This is a genomic window from Methylobacterium sp. 001424705, from assembly GCF_059816145.1.
In genome coordinates this window covers 83,463-100,011 of record NZ_JCBANU010000004.1, presented here as the reverse complement: position 1 = coordinate 100,011, position 16,549 = coordinate 83,463, and the positions used below count along the sequence as shown (strand labels likewise).

The window sequence follows — 16,549 nt, the reverse complement described above, 5'->3', positions numbered from 1 at the left end:
CGTGCTGAGATCCGCCCCCGATTATGCCGGGCTCGTCGCCGGGTTCGCCTGGGACATCCCGGAGCGGTTCAACATCGGCGTCGATGTCTGCGACCGCTGGGCTCTGCGCGCGCCCGATCGGGTCGCGATCCAGGAGCTCGTCGGGGCGCGGGTCTCGGACGTCACCTTCGGCCACCTGAAGGATCGCTCCGATCGTCTGGCGGCCGGGTTGCGGGCCCGGGGCGTGGTGCCCGGCGACCGCGTCGGGGTCCTGCTCCCGCAATCGGCCGCCGTGGTGATCGCCCATGCGGCCGCCTACAAGCTCGGGGCGATCGCGCTGCCGCTCGCGGGCCTGTTCGGGCCGGACGCCCTGCGCTACCGCCTGGCCGATGCCGGGGCCCGCGTCCTGATCACCGACGCGGCGGGCCTCTCCAAGATCGAGGCCCTCCGCGCCGACCTGCCGGACCTCGACCTCGTCGTCTGCGTGGACGGCGCGCGGGGCGAGGCCCTCGGCTGCGATGCCCTGCTCGCCGAGGCGCCGGGCGGGTTCGTGCCGGTCGACACCCGGGCCGACGATCCCGCCCTGATGATCTACACCTCCGGTACGACCGGGCCGGCCAAGGGCGCGCTGCACGCCCACCGGGTGCTCCTGGGGCATCTGCCGGGCTTCTGCATGATGCACGATTTTCCGCCGCAGGCCGGCGACCGGATGTGGACGCCGTCCGACTGGGCCTGGGCCGGCGGCCTCCTCAACGCGACGCTGCCGAGCCTGCATTTCGGCGTGCCGGTGCTGGCCTGCCCGAATTTCCGGTTCGAGCCGGAGGCCGCGTTCCGGCTGATCGCCGAGCGGGCGATCAGCCTCGCGTTCCTGCCGCCGACGGCCCTGCGCATGCTGCGCGGCGTCGCCGATCCGCGCGGGCGCTTCGACCTGTCCCGCCTGCGCAACATCGCCTCCGCCGGCGAGGCCCTGGGTCCGGAAACCTTCGACTGGGCGCGGCGCGAACTGGGGCTCACCATCGGCGAGGCCTACGGCCAGACCGAGTGCAACCTCGTCCTGGCCGCCTGCCGGGCGGCCGGGGTGGCGCGGGCCGGCTCCACCGGACGCCCGGTCCCTGGGCACCGGGTCGCGATCCTGCGGCCGGACGGCAGCGAGGCCGCCGCCGACGAGCCCGGCGAGATCGCCGTCGCCCGGCCCGACCCCGTGATGTTCCTGCGCTACTGGAACCAGCCCGAGGCGACGGCGAAGAAGTTCTTCGGTGACTGGATGCTCACCGGAGACACCGCCCGGCGCGACGCCGACGGCTACGTCCACTTCGTCGGGCGCGAGGACGATCTCATCACCTCGGCCGCCTATCGCATCGGTCCCACCGAGATCGAGGATTGCCTCGGCGCGCACCCGGCCGTGGCCCTCGCCGCCGCGGTGGGCAAGCCGGATCCCCTGCGAACCGAGATCGTGAAGGCCTACGTCGTCCTGCGCCCGGGCTACGAGGCCTCGGATGCCCTGGCCGCCGAGATCCAGGCCTTCGTGCGCACCCGCCTCTCGGCCCACGAATACCCGCGCGCGATCGCGTTTCGCGATCATCTGCCCATGACCACCACGGGCAAGATCATCCGCCGGCAGCTGCGCGACGAGGGGTGAGGCTCACCGTACCGTCACGCGGTAGCGGACGCGGCTGACGTTTCCACCGGATCGACCAGTTCGAGAACAAACGCGTCGCGGCCGGTATAGCCGGGCGCCGCAATGTAGAACACGAAGGTCGCGGGCCGCTTGCGGGCATTGCAGTGCGCCCGCGCATTGAACATCGGGAAGCTCGGAAAATCCTGTCCCTGCGCGATCTGCACGCGGCCGTCATGCGGCGCTTCGATCAGGCTGATCGTCATCGGGCCGAGAGACTTGCAAGTCGGATCGAGCGAGGAGAACGAGGCGGCCGTGAGCCGGCTGCTTCCGAACACGACCTTCTCGAACGTGGCCACGCGCATCGGGCTCGCCTGGGCGGTCACGCCCGAAGCGAGACCGATGGCGCTGGCCAGGACGACGTGCCGGATCATGGGGGCTGCCCCGCTCTTGGGAACACTGCGCCGGAGCATGCCCGAGTCGCAGGCCCGGCGCAGACACAACCGATCCCTAAAAGACACGTTCTGCGGGATTTATAACGCGCGGGCGACCGACCGGCCCAGGCGGGACCGACTGGAATCATTCGCATAAAGACATCTTTATATCTTGATTGCCTCTGGCCCGGCGCCCTGCTATAGGCCTCGCCGAGACGCAACGAGAGACGGAGCAGTTACGAAATGGCCCAGATTTCCCCGGCCCAGGATTACATCGTCAAGGACATCGGTCTGGCCGAGTACGGCCGCAAGGAGATCTCGATCGCCGAGACCGAGATGCCGGGTCTGATGGCCACGCGCGAGGAATTCGGTCCGTCGCAGCCCCTGAAGGGCGCGAAGATCGCCGGCTCGCTGCACATGACGATCCAGACGGCCGTGCTGATCGAGACCCTGAAGGCGCTGGGCGCCGACATCCGCTGGGTCTCCTGCAACATCTACTCGACCCAGGACCACGCCGCCGCCGCCATCGCGGCCGCCGGCATCCCGGTCTTCGCCATCAAGGGCGAGACCCTGGAGGAGTATTGGGACTACACCTCGAAGCTGTTCGACTGGCATGACGGCGGCCTGCCGAACATGATCCTCGACGACGGCGGCGACGCCACCATGTTCGTGCACCTGGGCCTGCGCGCCGAGAACGGCGACACCGCCTTCCTCGACAAGCCGGAATCCGAGGAGGAGGAGATCTTCTTCGCGCTCCTGAAGAAGAAGCTCAGCGAGAAGCCGAAGGGCTGGTTCGCGGGCCTCGCCGACTCGATCAAGGGCGTCTCCGAGGAGACCACCACCGGCGTGCACCGCCTCTACAACCTCGCCAAGGAGGGCAAGCTCCTCTTCCCGGCGATCAACGTGAACGACGCCGTCACCAAGTCGAAGTTCGACAACCTTTACGGCTGCCGCGAGTCGCTGGTCGACGGCATCCGCCGCGGCACCGACGTGATGATGGCCGGCAAGGTCGCCATGGTCGCGGGCTTCGGCGACGTGGGCAAGGGCTCGGCCTCGTCGCTGCGCCACGCCGGCTGCCGCGTCCTCGTCTCCGAGGTCGATCCGATCTGCGCGCTCCAGGCCGCGATGGAAGGTTACGAGGTCGTGACGATGGAGGACGCCGCGCCGCGCGCCGACATCTTCGTCACCGCGACGGGCAACAAGGACATCATCACCATCGAGCACATGCGGGCGATGAAGGACCGCGCCATCGTGTGCAACATCGGCCACTTCGACAACGAGATCCAGGTCGCCGGCCTGAAGAACATGCAGTGGTCGAACATCAAGCCGCAGGTGGACGAGATCACCTTCCCCGACGGCCACCGCATCATCCTCCTGTCGGAGGGACGCCTGGTGAACCTCGGCAACGCCACCGGCCACCCGTCCTTCGTGATGTCGGCCTCCTTCACCAACCAGACCCTGGCCCAGATCGAGCTCTGGACCAACCCGGGCAAGTACGAGAAGCAGGTCTACACCCTGCCGAAGGCCCTCGACGAGAAGGTGGCGCTCCTCCACCTCGAGAAGATCGGCGTGAAGCTCTCCAAGCTCCGTCCCGACCAGGCCGCCTATATCGGCGTCTCCGAGAACGGCCCGTTCAAGCCCGACCACTACCGCTACTGAAGACCGCTCCGGCGCCCCTCGCGGGGCGCCGCGACGACCTCCAATCGGCCCCAGCGAAGCCCGGCCCCGTGCCGGGCTTTCGCGCGTCCGGTCCCTGCTGGACGCGCCGTCGCAGTGTGGCTTTTCTGCGCTCCTGCGCGGCCATCGCCTCCGAAGCCTCTAAAGTTAAGCTTAAGCCTCTTCCGGGACGATTCCGCCTCGCGCTAGTGTGGGCTGATTCCTCAGATGGAGTGGCTCGCAGCCGGCCTCCGGCCGGTTGCGGGATGGGCGCCTTTCGGCGTCTCATCGAAGATTCGTGGAGGCGGGACGGATCATGAGGGTCGAACGAACGGCGCGCGCCCTGCTGTGCGCCGGCTCTCTCGCCGTCGCCGTGGCCGGTCCCCCGGCGCGGGCGGCCGGGACGGGGCTGGATGCCGGCGCTGCCGTCTCGGGGTTCGGGCAACACACGCACAACGCGGCCGGTCTCGCCATCCTGATCGGCCTGACGGTGTTCGCCACCATCGTGGCCCTGCTGCACATGCGCGAGCGCAGCCGCTGGACCCGGCGCGAGCGCGACCTCGTCACCGAGCTGTCGGCCCTGCGCGAGTCCCACGACCGCGCCGAAATGCTCCTGAACGCCGAGCGCCAGGTCCTCATCACCTGGTCGGGCCGCGGCGCGCCGACCATCGAGGGCGATCTCGGCCTCATCGATGGCCGGCGCGCGCCCGGCGACGCCGATCCCGGCCTGCCCGGCTTCGAGACCTGGCTGCATGCGGTCGACGCCGACGCCCTGAACACGGCCGTCGAGGCGCTGCGCGCCCGCGGCGCCGGCTTCCGCCTGAGCCTGCGCACCCAGTCGGGCCGCTTCATCGACGCGCACGGGCAGGCCCTGTCCGGCCGCGCGATCCTGCGCCTGCGCGAGACGACCGACGAGAAGCGCGAACTCATCGACCTGCGCCTCACCCTGTACGAGGCCAAGCGCGGCCTCTCGGCGCTCGGCAGTCTCCTGGACGCGATCCCGCAGCCGGTCTGGCGCCGCAACCGCGACGGGGCGCTCGCCTGGGTCAACCTCGCCTACGTCGCGGCGGTGGAGGGGGGCACCCGGGAGCACGCCCTCGAGGCCGGCGTCGAGCTCCTCGACCGGCAGGCCCGGGACCTCATCGCCCGCGACGAATCCGGCCGCCTGGCCACCGGGGGGCGCGTCCCGCATCGTCTCTCCGCCGTGGTGGCGGGCGGCCGGCGGACCCTTGACGTCACCGAGAGCGCCATCGAGACCGGCCGCGTCGGCATCGCCGTCGACGTCTCGGAGCTCGAGAGCGTCCGCGCCGACCTGCAGCGGCAGATGGATGCCAACGTCCGCACCCTCGACCAGCTGCCCACCGCCGTGGCGATGTTCGACGCCCGCCAGCGCCTGATCTTCCACAACGCCGCCTACCGCCAGCTCTGGGACCTCGACCCGGCCTTCCTCGACGGCCGCCCCCTCGACGGCGAGATCCTCGACCGGCTGCGCGCCGCCCGGAAACTGCCCGAGCAGGCCGACTTCAAGTCCTGGAAGGCCGACGTGCTCGCCGCCTACCGCGCCGTGGAGGCCAACGAGGCCTGGTGGTACCTGCCCGACGGGCGCTCGCTGCGCGTCGTCGCCGATCCCAACCCCCAGGGCGGCCTGACCTACCTGTTCGACGACGTCTCGGAGAACATGAAGCTCGAATCCCGCTACAACGCGCTGATGCGGGTCCAGGCCGAGACCCTCGACACCCTGAAGGAGCCCGTGGCGGTGTTCGGCGCCGACGGCCGGCTGACCTTCGCCAACCGTGCCTTCGCGACCCTGTGGCGCCTCGATCCCGAGACCCTGCGCGAGCGCCCCCGGGTCGATGCCGTCATCGCCGCCTGCCAGACCCTCTCGCCCGACGAAGACCCGTGGATCGACATCCGCGGCGCCATCACCGGCCTGGAAAGCCGCGCCGGCCTGACCTGCCGCCTGGAGATCGTCGACGGCACCGTGCTCGACTGCGCCGCCCAACCGCTGCCCGAGGGCGCGACGCTGCTCACCCTCATCGACGTTACCGCCAGCGTGAACGTGGAGCGCGCGCTCACCGACAAGAACGACGCCCTGGAGCGGACCTCGCAGCTGCGCGACACCTTCGTGAACCACGTCTCCTACGAGCTGCGCTCGCCGCTCACCAACATCATCGGCTTCACCCAGCTCCTCGGCGACGAGACGGTGGGCGCCCTGAACGAGCGCCAGCGCGAGTATTCCGGCCACATCATGCGCTCGTCGGGCGCGCTGCTCGTGATGATCAACGACATCCTCGACCTCGCCTCCATCGATGCGGGCTCCCTCGAGCTCACCCGCGAGGTGGTCGACGTGCGCGCCACCGTCGATGCCGCCGTGCGCGGGCTGGAGGACAGGCTCGCCGATTCCGCCATCGCCCTCGATCTCGACGTGCCCGACGACGTCGGCACCTTCGTGGCCGACGGCAAGCGCGTCCGCCAGATCCTGTTCAACCTCCTGTCGAACGCCGTCGGCTTCTCGGCGCCGGGCCAGCAGGTCCGCGTGGAGGTGCGCCGCAACGCCTCGGAACTGACCCTGGCGGTGGCCGACCAGGGGCAGGGCATGCCGCCCGACGTCGCCGCGCGGGTCTTCGACCGCTTCGAGAGCCACACCCTCGGCACCCGCCATCGCGGCGTCGGCCTCGGCCTGTCGATCGTGCGCTCCTTCGTGGAACTGCATGGCGGACGCGTCGGCCTGGACTCGGCCCCCGGCGCCGGAACCCGCGTCACCTGCACCTTCCCGATCACCGAGCCGACCGCGCGGCGGGATGCCGCCGAGTAGGGGCGCCGGACGGGGGCGTCCCCATGGAGCCTTCGGTCCGTCCGCGATTTGGTTAAGGATGCTCCGGTATGACAGCGGGGCTCCGCGCGATCCGGGTCCGGCCGGGGCGGCGCACGGCCATGGAGGAGTTGGGCGTTGAACGAGGATGGTGCCGACACGCCCCAGCGTGAGGTGAAATCGGCCTGGGAGATCATGCTGCCGGAGGAGAGCGCCACCGAGGATCTCGGCCGCTTCCTCGCGGGGCTCCTCGTGCCGGGGGACATCGTCGCCCTGTCCGGCGGCCTCGGCGGCGGCAAGACCACCCTCGCGCGCGCGCTAATCCGGGAACTCGTGGGCGACCCGGACCTCGACGTGCCGAGCCCGACCTTCACGCTGATCCAGCCCTACGAGGCCGCCGACGGGCGGGCCATCGTGCATGCCGACCTCTACCGCCTGCGCAGCCCCGACGAACTCGTCGAGCTCGGCTTCGACGAGATGGCCGAGACCGCCATCACCCTGGTGGAGTGGCCCGAGCGCCTGGGACACCGCGACGCGCCGATGCTGACCGTCGACCTGTCCCTGCGGGCCGAGTTCGGGGACGGGGCGCGCTTCGCCCGCATCGACGGCAGCGGCGGCATGGCCGCCCGGCTCAAGCGGGCGCGCGCGCTGCGCCTCCTCCTCGTCCGCAGCGGCTGGGACGAGGCCGCCCGCGTCAACATGCAGGGCGACGCCTCCTCGCGGGCCTACGAGCGGCTCGTGAAGCCGGACGGCAAGACCGCCGTGCTGATGATCTCGCCGCCCCGCGCCGACGGCCCCCCGGTCCGCAACGGCCGCCCCTACAGCGCCATCGTCAAGCTCGCCGAGAGCGTGCACGCCTTCGTCGGCATGGATCGCGGCCTGCGCGCCCTCGGTTTCTCGGCGCCCCGCATCTACGGCGAGGACCTCGCCGAGGGTCTGTTGATCCTGGAGGATCTCGGCACCGAACCGGTGGTCGACGCCAACGGGCCGCGCCCGGAACGTTACGCCGAGGCGGTGCGCCTCCTGGCCAAGCTCCATGCCACCGAGCTGCCGGGCGTCCTCCCCGTGGCCGACGGCATCGACCACGTGCTGCCGCCCTACGACCTCGAAGCCCTGGTGTTCGAGACCGAACTGCTGCCCGACTGGTACTGCCCGGCGATCCGCGGGGGCGAGCTGCCCCACGCGGCCCGGTCCGAATTCGTGGCCCTGTGGGCGGAGGTGCTCGACAGCATCAAGCCCGACCGCCCGACCTGGACCCTGCGGGACTACCACTCGCCGAACCTGATCTGGCTGCCCGAGCGCGAGGGGCTGGAGCGCATCGGCGTCATCGACTTTCAGGATGCGGTTCTCGGCCATCCGGCCTACGACGTCGCCTCGCTCCTCCAGGACGCTCGGGTGGACGCGACCGCCGAGTTCGAGCTGCGCCTCCTCGGCCTCTACGTGCGCGAGCGCCGGGCCCGCGAGCCCGACTTCGACATGCAGGCCTTCGCCCGGGCCTACGCGGTGCTGGCCGCCCAGCGCGCCACCAAGATCCTCGGCATCTTCGCCCGCCTCGACCGGCGCGACGGCAAGCCGGCCTACCTCGCGCACCTGCCGCGCATCGAGGGCTACCTCGCGCGCAACCTCAACCACCCGGCCCTGACCCATCTGCGCCTCTGGCACGAGGCGCACCTGCCGCACCTCGTGCCGAAGGCCGGGGGCGAGCCGGCCGAGGGCGGCTGAAGACCCGCGATGCCCGCGGGGAGGCTGCCGGAGGGCGGCCGCGCCCGCCCGAGACCTCTCCGACGAGACGAACGCCATGTCCGACACAGCCCCCATCACCCGCGCCTTCGTCCTCGCGGCGGGCCTCGGCAAGCGCATGCGCCCGATCACCGCGACGGTGCCCAAGCCCCTGGTGGAGGTGGCCGGCCGGGCGCTCCTCGACCACGCCCTCGACCGGGCGGCGGAGGGCGGCATCACCGAGGCGGTGGTCAACGTCCACTACCTCGCCGACCTGATCGAGGGGCACGTGGGCAAGCGCCGGACCGCCCCGGCGATCGTGCTCTCGGACGAGCGCGACGCCCTGCTGGAGACCGGTGGCGGCGTGAAGAAGGCCCTGCCGCTCCTCGGCGAGGACCCGTTCGTGGTCTTCAACGCCGACTCGTTCTGGCTGGAGGGCCCGGAGTCGAATCTCGGCCGCCTGATCGCCGCCTGGGACCCGGCGGCGATGGACATCCTCCTCCTCCTCGCCCCGACCGCGACGAGCCTCGGCTACGAGGGCAACGGCGACTTCGCGATGGATTCGTCCGGGGCCCTGGAGCGACGGGGCGAGCGCGAGGTGGCGCCGTTCATCTATGCCGGCGTCGCCATCCTGAAGCCCGGCCTGTTCGCCGGGACCCCGGAAGGGGCCTTCTCCCTCAACCTCCTGTTCGACCGGGCCATCGCGGCCGGCCGCCTGCATGGCCTGCGCCTCGACGGGCAATGGCTCCACGTCGGCACGCCGGAGGCGATCACGGCCGCCGAGGCCCGGGTGAAGTCCACGGCGCCGACGCTCTGAGCGCAGGTCGGCGATTCCGCGGGGCATCGCATTCCCGGGCCGGGGATTTGGTGGCATGGAGGGTGGGATGCCGACCTCAGACGTCCCGACCGCCCACGTCTTCTCGATCCCGCCCGGCGCGCCCTTCCTGCCGACCCTCGCCGACGCCCTGATTTCGGGGCGCCTCGTGGGCGCGATCGGCGACGACCCCTTCGCGCTCGCCTCCGTCACCCTCTACCTGCCGACCCAGAGGGCGGTGCGGGCGCTGGCCGCGATCCTCGCCGCGCGCCTCGGTCACGCCGCCCTGCTGCCCCGGATGGTCCCCCTCGGCGAGGCCGACGAGGCGGAGCTGGATCTCGCCGCCAACCCGCTCCTCGAGAACGGTCCCGACCGTCTCGCCCCGGCGATGCCGCCTCTGGAGCGCCGCCTCATCCTCGCCCGCCTCGTCCAGGGCTGGGCCGAGGCGGTGGACCGCACGCTGCTGCCCATCGACGACGACGTGCCCTTCCTGGTGCCGTCCTCCCCCGCCGACGCGATCGGGCTCGCCGCGGACCTCGAACGCCTCATGGACGCGCTCACCGTCGAGGGGCTGCCCTGGGACGAGATCGGCGGCGCCGTGGAGGCCGAGTACTCGCGCTATTTCGGCCTGACCCTGGATTTCGTGAGGATCGCCGCCGAGGCCTGGCCCGGGATCCTCGCCGAGCGCGGGATGAGCGACCCGGTCTCGCGCTCGCGCCGCCTCGTCCTGGCCGAAGCCGACCGGCTGATGCGGGATCGGCCCGCCGACCCGGTGATCGTGGCGGGCTCCACCGGCTCCGTGCCGGCCACCGCGAAGCTGATCGCCGCGGTGGCCGGGTTGCCCCGCGGCGCCGTGGTTCTGCCGGGCCTCGACTCCGAGCTCGACGGCGATGGCTGGGACGCCATCGAGACCGGCGAGGGCTTTTCGCGCGAGATCGCCCACGGCCATCCGCAGGCGGTCCTGCATCGCCTCCTCGGTCCGGCCGGTCTCGACCGCGACCGGGCGCAGGTGGCGACCCTCGGAGAGACCTCTGCCGAGTCCCACGCCCGCTTCGGGCTGCTGTCGCAGGCCCTGCGCCCGGCCGAGACCACCGAGGCCTGGGCCGCCCTGGACCCTGCCGACCGCGCGCGGCTGGCGGAGGAGGGCCTGCGGGGCCTCGCCGTGGTCGAGGCCAGCGACGAGCGGGAAGAGGCGCTGATCATCGCCATCGCCCTGCGCGAGACCCTGGAAACGCCGGGCGCGACCGCGGCCCTGGTGACCCCGGACCGCGCCCTGGCCCTGCGCGTCGCGGCCGAACTCGCCCGTTGGGGCATCGTCGCGGAGGATTCCGGCGGCGAGGCCCTGTCGCGCAGCCGGGCCGGGCGCCTGGCGCGGCTCGCCGCCGAGGTCGCGGCCGATCTCCAGCCGGCCCGGCTGATCACGCTCCTGTCCCATCCCTATGTCCGCCTCGGCCTGCCGCGCAGGGACGTGGTCCGGGCCGCCGCCGCCCTGGAGATCGGCACCCTGCGCGGGCCCGCCCCGGCGCCGGGCTTCGCCGGGTTGCGGCAGGCCCTGGCCGACCAGCGCAGCGCCACCGGGCGACGGCCCCGCGCCAAGCGCCGCCTGACCGAGCGCGACTGGGACCTCGCCGCCGGACTCCTGGACCGGCTGCAGGTGGCCTTCGACGGCTTCCTCGACGCCGATCACCGCGGCGTCGGCAACCTCGTCGCCTACGCCGCCTGCCACCGCGCCACCTTCGACCGGCTGATCGACGCGGCCGAGGGCGAGGCCGTCGACGACGCGTCGCTCGGCGTGCTCGACACCCTCTTCGACGACCTCGAGATGGCCGAACCCGGCCTGCTGCCCGGCCGCTTCGGCGACTACCCCGCCTTCTTCACGGCGCTCGCCCGCGAGCGACTGGTGGCCTGCAGCGACGGGCGCCCGCATCCGCGCCTGCGCATCCTCGGTTTGCTGGAGGCGCGGCTGATGAGCGTCGACCGGGTCGTGCTCGGCGGCCTCGACGAGGGCGTCTGGCCGATGAAGACGACCACCGACGCCTTCCTCAACCGGCCCATGCGCGAGCGCATCGGCCTCAACCCGCCCGAGCGCCGGATCGGCCAGAGCGCCCACGACTTCGTCCAGGCCCTCGGCCACCACGACGCCCTCATCACCCGGGCGGCCAAGCGCGAAGGCGCACCGACCGTGCCGTCGCGCTTCCTGCAGCGCCTGCGCGCCTTCACGGGCGACGCCGGCTGGAACTGGGCGTTGGCCGCCGGGCGCCGCTTCTCGGCCTACGCCGCCGCCCTCGACCAGGGTACCGGCCCGGCGCAGGCCCGTCTCAAGCAGCCCCGTCCGAAGCCGGATCCGGCCCTGTTCCCGCGGTCCCTGAGCGTCACCGAGGTCGAGACCCTGGTGCGCGACCCCTACGTGATCTTCGCCCGGCACGTCCTCGGCCTCGATCCGCTGGATCCGGTGGCGGCCGAGCCTGGGGCCGCCGACCGCGGCACGCTGATCCACGAGATTCTCGGAGATTTCGCCGAGCGCTACCCGGATTCCCTTCCGGACGGCACCTTGGCAGCAGAGGTCTTGGCCGGCATGGCGGCGAACGCCTTTGCGTCGATCAACGATACCTACCCTTCGCTGTACGCGGAATGGTGGCCCCGCTTCGTGAGGTTGTCGGAAGAATATCTCGCCTGGGAGGGTGAGCGCCGGACGCAGCTGGGCCGGGTGCACCCGGAAATCTCCGGCAAATGGGTGATCCCGATGGGCACCGAGACCTTCACCCTGCGGGCGCGGGCCGACCGGATCGAGCGGCGCCGCGACGGCGGGGCCTGCATCGTCGACTTCAAGACCGGGCTGCCGCCGAGCAACAAGGAGGTCTTCGCCGGATTCTCGCCCCAGCTCACCCTGGAGGCGGCGATGCTCATGGCCGGGGCCTTCGACGGCTTCCCCGCCACCACGCTGACGCCGGACCTCCTCTACGTCCACGCCTCGGGCGGCCGCAAACCCTTCGAGCCCCTGGCGGTGAAGCCGCCGCGGGGCGACGAGCGCGAGGTCGCCGCCATCGTGGCCGAGCACGTCGCCCGCTTCCGCGGCCTCGTCGCCCGCTTCCTCACGGGCGAGGCCGCCTACACCTCCCGACCCTACCCGAAATACGCCAAGTCCTACGGCGACTACGACCACCTCGCCCGGGTGCTCGAATGGTCGCTCGGCGGCGAGGGGGAGGGCTGAAGGACCGCGCGGGACAAGCCTGATTTCGCTCTTGACCGATATCGCCCGCAATATCATTTTGAGAAGATGGTCGTCGTCGATGCCAACGTCGTGCTCGGCGCGCTGCGATCCCGCAACGGCGCATCCCACGCCGTGCTGCGGGGGCTGCTCACCCGTCGGTTTTCGTTCGCGCTCTCGCCTGCGATGGTGTTCGAGTACGAGGATGTCCTCAAACGTCCGGGGCTCCTGGGGCCTACGCCCTGGATCGAAGAGGCCGGGATCGACGCGATCCTGGACGCCCTATGCGCGACCGCGGTCCTGACCCTGTCCTGGTTCCGCTTCAGGCCGTTCCTGGATGATCCGATGGATGATCTCTACGTCGAATGCGCCCTGGCCGCCGGAGCCGAATTGATCCTGACCCACGATCGCCACTTCCGAAAGCCGGTCCTGTCGGCTTTCGGTCTTCGGGCGATGACCCCGCAAGCCTACCTGACCCGCTGACAGATACGAGGATGGGCCATGCCGAACTTCGCACTCCGCCTGCCCGACCACGTCATGTCCCAGGCCAAGACGGCCGCTGACGAGGACAACGTCTCCATCAACCAGTTGCTCGTCGCCTTCATCGCGGAGGGCCTCGGGCATCGTCGCGGCCTGAAGGCGCTCCAGGCGCGGGCCGAGCGCGCCGACGTGCAGGCGGCCCTGGCCCTGCTCGACGGGACCCCCGACGCCCCCCCCGAGGCGAAGGACCGGATGAGGTCGGATCGATGAGCGCCGCGACCGTCCGAGAAACCTTCGTCGTCGACGACCTCACCAAGGCGGCGCAGCGCCAGGCCGCCGATCCGCGCGCCTCGGCCTGGGTCTCGGCCAATGCCGGCGCGGGCAAGACCAAGGTCCTCACCGACCGGGTGGTGCGCCTGCTTCTCGACGGGGCGCCGCCCGCCCGCATCCTCTGCCTCACCTTCACCAAGGCGGCGGCGGCCAACATGTCGATCCGGGTGTTCCGGGTCCTCGGCCGCTGGGTGACGCTGGACGACGCCGCCCTCTCGGCCGAACTCACGGAACTCACGGGGGAGCGCCCCGCCCGCAAGACCCTGCAGGTCGCCCGTCGGCTGTTCGCCCGCGCGGTGGAGACGCCGGGGGGTCTGAAGATCGAGACCCTGCACGCCCTCTGCGAGCGCCTGCTGCACATGTTCCCCTTCGAGGCGAACGTGCCGGCACGCTTCGTGGTGCTGGACGAGACCCAGGCCGCGGAGGCCTTCCGGATCGAGACCGGCAACGTGCTCGCCGATGCCATCGGCGGCGGGCATCGGCCTCTCGGCGAGGCCCTCGCCGTCGTCGGCCCCGAGGCGACGGGGGACGCCCTGCGCAAGGCGATCCGCAGCGCCATGCGGGCCCGCGACGTGCTCGACAGCCGCGTCGGCCTCGACGGCCCCTTCGCCGCGCTGGCCGACACCCTCGGCGTCCGGCCCGGCGACAGCGCGGCGGCGATCGAGGCACGGATGCTGGACGGGGGCTTGGGCGATCTCACCGCGTTCGCCGGCCGCCTGCGCACCGGCAAGGCCACCGACGACGGCATCGCCGACAGGCTGCTCGCGGTGGCGGCGGCCGCGCCCGCCGAGGCCCTGGAGACTTACCTCGGGGTCTTCTTCACCAAGGAGGGCGCCCCGAAGGCCGACAGGAGCCTCGGCACCAAGGCTGTGCCGGAGGATGCCAAGCAGGCCCTGTGCGACGAGCGCGACCGCCTGGAGCCGCTGCGGGACGCCCTGCGCGGCGTGCGCGCCCTGGAACGCACCCGCGCGCTCTTCACCCTCGCGGGCGAGATCCACCGCCGGGTCGAAGCCCAGAAGGCCCGCCTCGGCGCCCTCGACTTCGACGACCTGATCCACAAGACCCTGGACCTCCTCGGCCGGGTGGATTCCACCTGGGTGCTGTACAAGCTCGACCGCGGCGTCGACCACGTGCTCATCGACGAGGCGCAGGACACCAACCCGCACCAGTGGGAGATCCTGCGCCGCATCACCGCCGAGTTCGCCTCCGGCGAGGGCGCCCGCGAGGTCGCCCGGACCCGCTTCGCCGTCGGCGACCCCAAGCAGTCGATCTACAGCTTCCAGGGGGCCGAGCCCCGCGAGTTCGAGACCACCCGGCGCGCCTGGCAGCGGGCGGCGGCCGGCGCCGACCTCGCTTTCGAGGACGTCCACCTGAACCTGTCGTTCCGCTCGGCCGGCGGGGTCCTGCGGGCCGTGGACGCCACCTTCGCGATCCCCGAGCACTACGAGGGCCTGTCCTTCGAGGACGCGGCCGTCGGCACCACACACAGCACCGCCCGGGTCACGGCGCCCGGCACCGTCGAACTCTGGCCCATCGAGGAGCCGGCGGACGAGCCCGAGCCCGATGCCTGGGCCGCCCCCGTCGACGCGCCGGAGACCAACGCACCGGCCATCGTCACCGCACGCCGGGTCGCCCGGGCGGCCCTGACCTGGATCACCGCCGGCGACGAGACCGGCCGGGTCTGGCGCCCCGGCGACATCCTGATCCTGGTGCGCAAGCGCTCGGCGGCCTTCGAGGAGGTCATCCGCGCCATGAAGGCCCTCGGGGTGCCCGTCGCCGGCCAGGACCGCCTCGACATCGCCGCCCACATCGCCGTCAACGACCTCGTGGCGGTGGGCCGCGCCGGCCTCCTGCCGGCCGACGACCTGACCCTCGCCGGCGCGTTGAAGACGCCCCTGGTCGGACTCGACGACGACGACCTCGTGCGCATCGCCGGACGGCGCGACCTCGACGAAACCCTCGAGGATTCCCTCGCGCGCCATGCGGCGGCCGGCGACCCCGCGGCGATCCGCGGCCACGCGGCCCTCACGTCCTGGATCACCCTCGCGGCCTGCGAGGGCCCGTTCGGATTCTACGCCGCGCTGCTCGGGGCTCGCGGCGGCCGCCGCGCCCTGGTCTCCCGCCTCGGCGGCGAGGCCGGCGACGCCATCGACGTCTTCCTGATGACGGCGGCCCAGGCCGAGCAGGCGCCCGACGCGCCCTCGCTCGGCGGGTTCCTCGCCCGCTACGACACCGTTCCGGGGCGCGGAGAGGGCGGCCACACGGTCAAGCGCGATCTCGATTCCGGCCGCGACGAGGTCCGGGTGATGACGGTGCACGGGGCGAAGGGGCTGGAGGCCCCGGTGGTCGTCGTCATCGACGGCTGCGAGGCCCTGGGGCGCAACGACCCGCCGCTCCTGCCGCTCGTGCCGGGGGTACAGCGGTTCGGCCACGGCGCCGCGCTGCTGCCGCCGGTCTGGGCCGGGGCCAAGGCCGGCGACTGCGAGGCCGTGACCCAGGCCCGCGCCACCCTGCAATCCCGGGCCCGCGAAGAGCACAACCGCCTCCTCTATGTGGCGATGACCCGTGCCGCCGACCGCCTCGTCATCGCGCCCTATCGCGGGCACGAGGCCCCGAGCGAGGCCGCCTGGTGCGAGATGGTCCGCACCGGCCTGGAACGGTCCTTCGGTCTCGGGGAGGTCTTGGAGACCCCCCACGGCCCCGCCACCCTGTGGCGCGACGGCGGCGCGGCGGAGCCGGCGGCCCCGTCCCCCTCCGCGGCGGAGGGGCCGCCGGACCTGCCGGCTTGGCTGGAGGCCCCCGTCCCGGCCGAGGTCGAGGCCGCCCCTCCGGTGACGCCGTCCGGCGCCCTCGGGGCCGCCGACACCCGCCGCCAGCCGGGCCAGCGGCAGGCCGACAGCGAGGCGCGCCGGCGCGGGACCCTGATCCATTCCCTGGTGGAGCACCTGCCGCGGATCGACCCGGCCCAGCGGGAGGCCGCCGCGACCGCCTTCGTGCGCGCCCGTGCACCCGGATTCGACCGTGCCAAGCAGGACGGCATCGTGGCCGCGACCCTGCACCTGTTCGCGGAGCCCGACCTGGCGCCGCTCTTCGCACCGGAGGCACGGGCCGAGGTGACGCTGTCGGGGCGGGTCGTGGTCGGTGGCGTCTCGCGCCCGGTCTTCGGTCGTGTCGACCGCCTGGCCATCGCCCCGGACACGGTCTGGGTCGCGGACTTCAAGACGGGCCGGCCCCCGCGGGACGGGGCGCCTCTGCCGCGCGCGGAAGCCGGGCAGATCGCTCTCTATGCCGCGCTTCTGGCGGAGATCTACCCGCGCCACCGCGTGGTGCCGATGCTGGTCTGGACCTCGGGGCCCGTCATCCGCCGGCTCGATGCCGAGGCCGTCGCGGCCGCCCTCGACGCGCTGGCGCAGAGGGCAGCGTGAGCCCAAGAGTCTGTCCGGTTCATCCTGAACCGGACAGACTCCCTAATCCTTTCTCAGCGTAAGTCTTTTCCGGGTAA

The 16,549-nt window shown here is 72.2% G+C and carries 10 protein-coding genes; 9 read left to right on the top strand and 1 reads right to left on the bottom strand.

All coding sequences use genetic code 11. The features are described from left to right. Position 1: 1 nt before the first annotated feature. Positions 2–1,618 (top strand): AMP-binding protein, encoded by a 1,617-nt coding sequence (locus AC6EUL_RS05065; protein WP_056214965.1) that lies wholly within the window; start codon positions 2–4, stop codon positions 1,616–1,618. Between the two features lie 14 nt (positions 1,619–1,632). Here AC6EUL_RS05065 and AC6EUL_RS05060 read toward each other — a convergent pair whose 3' ends face one another. Then, the gene (locus AC6EUL_RS05060; protein WP_499869197.1) at positions 1,633–1,980 is read right to left on the bottom strand and encodes a hypothetical protein; all 348 of its coding nucleotides are present in this window, start codon (positions 1,978–1,980) and stop codon (positions 1,633–1,635) included. A gap of 300 nt (positions 1,981–2,280) precedes the next feature. Between AC6EUL_RS05060 and ahcY the strand changes: the two genes are divergently transcribed. The 8 genes from ahcY (at position 2,281) to addA (ending at position 16,472) form a co-directional block, all read left to right on the top strand. Continuing rightward, positions 2,281–3,687 (top strand): adenosylhomocysteinase, encoded by a 1,407-nt coding sequence (gene ahcY / locus AC6EUL_RS05055; protein WP_156389726.1) that lies wholly within the window; start codon positions 2,281–2,283, stop codon positions 3,685–3,687. Positions 3,688–4,000: 313 nt separating this feature from the next. Then, complete coding sequence (locus AC6EUL_RS05050; protein WP_056275702.1) at positions 4,001–6,499, top strand: sensor histidine kinase; 2,499 nt, start codon at positions 4,001–4,003, stop codon at positions 6,497–6,499. A 192-nt stretch (positions 6,500–6,691) separates the two neighbouring features. After that, positions 6,692–8,218: a tRNA (adenosine(37)-N6)-threonylcarbamoyltransferase complex ATPase subunit type 1 TsaE gene (tsaE, locus tag AC6EUL_RS05045; protein WP_082514018.1), complete on the top strand. Its 1,527-nt coding sequence runs from the start codon at positions 6,692–6,694 to the stop codon at positions 8,216–8,218. 76 nt (positions 8,219–8,294) lie between these two features. Continuing rightward, positions 8,295–9,032: a nucleotidyltransferase family protein gene (locus AC6EUL_RS05040; protein WP_499869194.1), complete on the top strand. Its 738-nt coding sequence runs from the start codon at positions 8,295–8,297 to the stop codon at positions 9,030–9,032. A gap of 67 nt (positions 9,033–9,099) precedes the next feature. Continuing rightward, a complete protein-coding gene (gene addB / locus AC6EUL_RS05035) occupies positions 9,100–12,240 on the top strand; it encodes a double-strand break repair protein AddB (RefSeq protein ID WP_499869192.1) in 3,141 nt (1,046 codons plus the stop codon). A gap of 66 nt (positions 12,241–12,306) precedes the next feature. After that, positions 12,307–12,720 (top strand): PIN domain-containing protein, encoded by a 414-nt coding sequence (locus AC6EUL_RS05030; RefSeq protein ID WP_499869190.1) that lies wholly within the window; start codon positions 12,307–12,309, stop codon positions 12,718–12,720. An 18-nt stretch (positions 12,721–12,738) separates the two neighbouring features. Continuing rightward, entirely contained in the window at positions 12,739–12,987 is a 249-nt protein-coding gene (locus AC6EUL_RS05025; RefSeq protein WP_499869188.1) for a hypothetical protein, read from the top strand. Then, positions 12,984–16,472, top strand: coding sequence for a double-strand break repair helicase AddA (gene addA / locus AC6EUL_RS05020; RefSeq protein WP_499869186.1), 3,489 nt, complete (start codon positions 12,984–12,986; stop codon positions 16,470–16,472). The genes AC6EUL_RS05025 and addA overlap by 4 nt, the downstream gene beginning before the upstream one ends. Positions 16,473–16,549 lie beyond the last annotated feature (77 nt).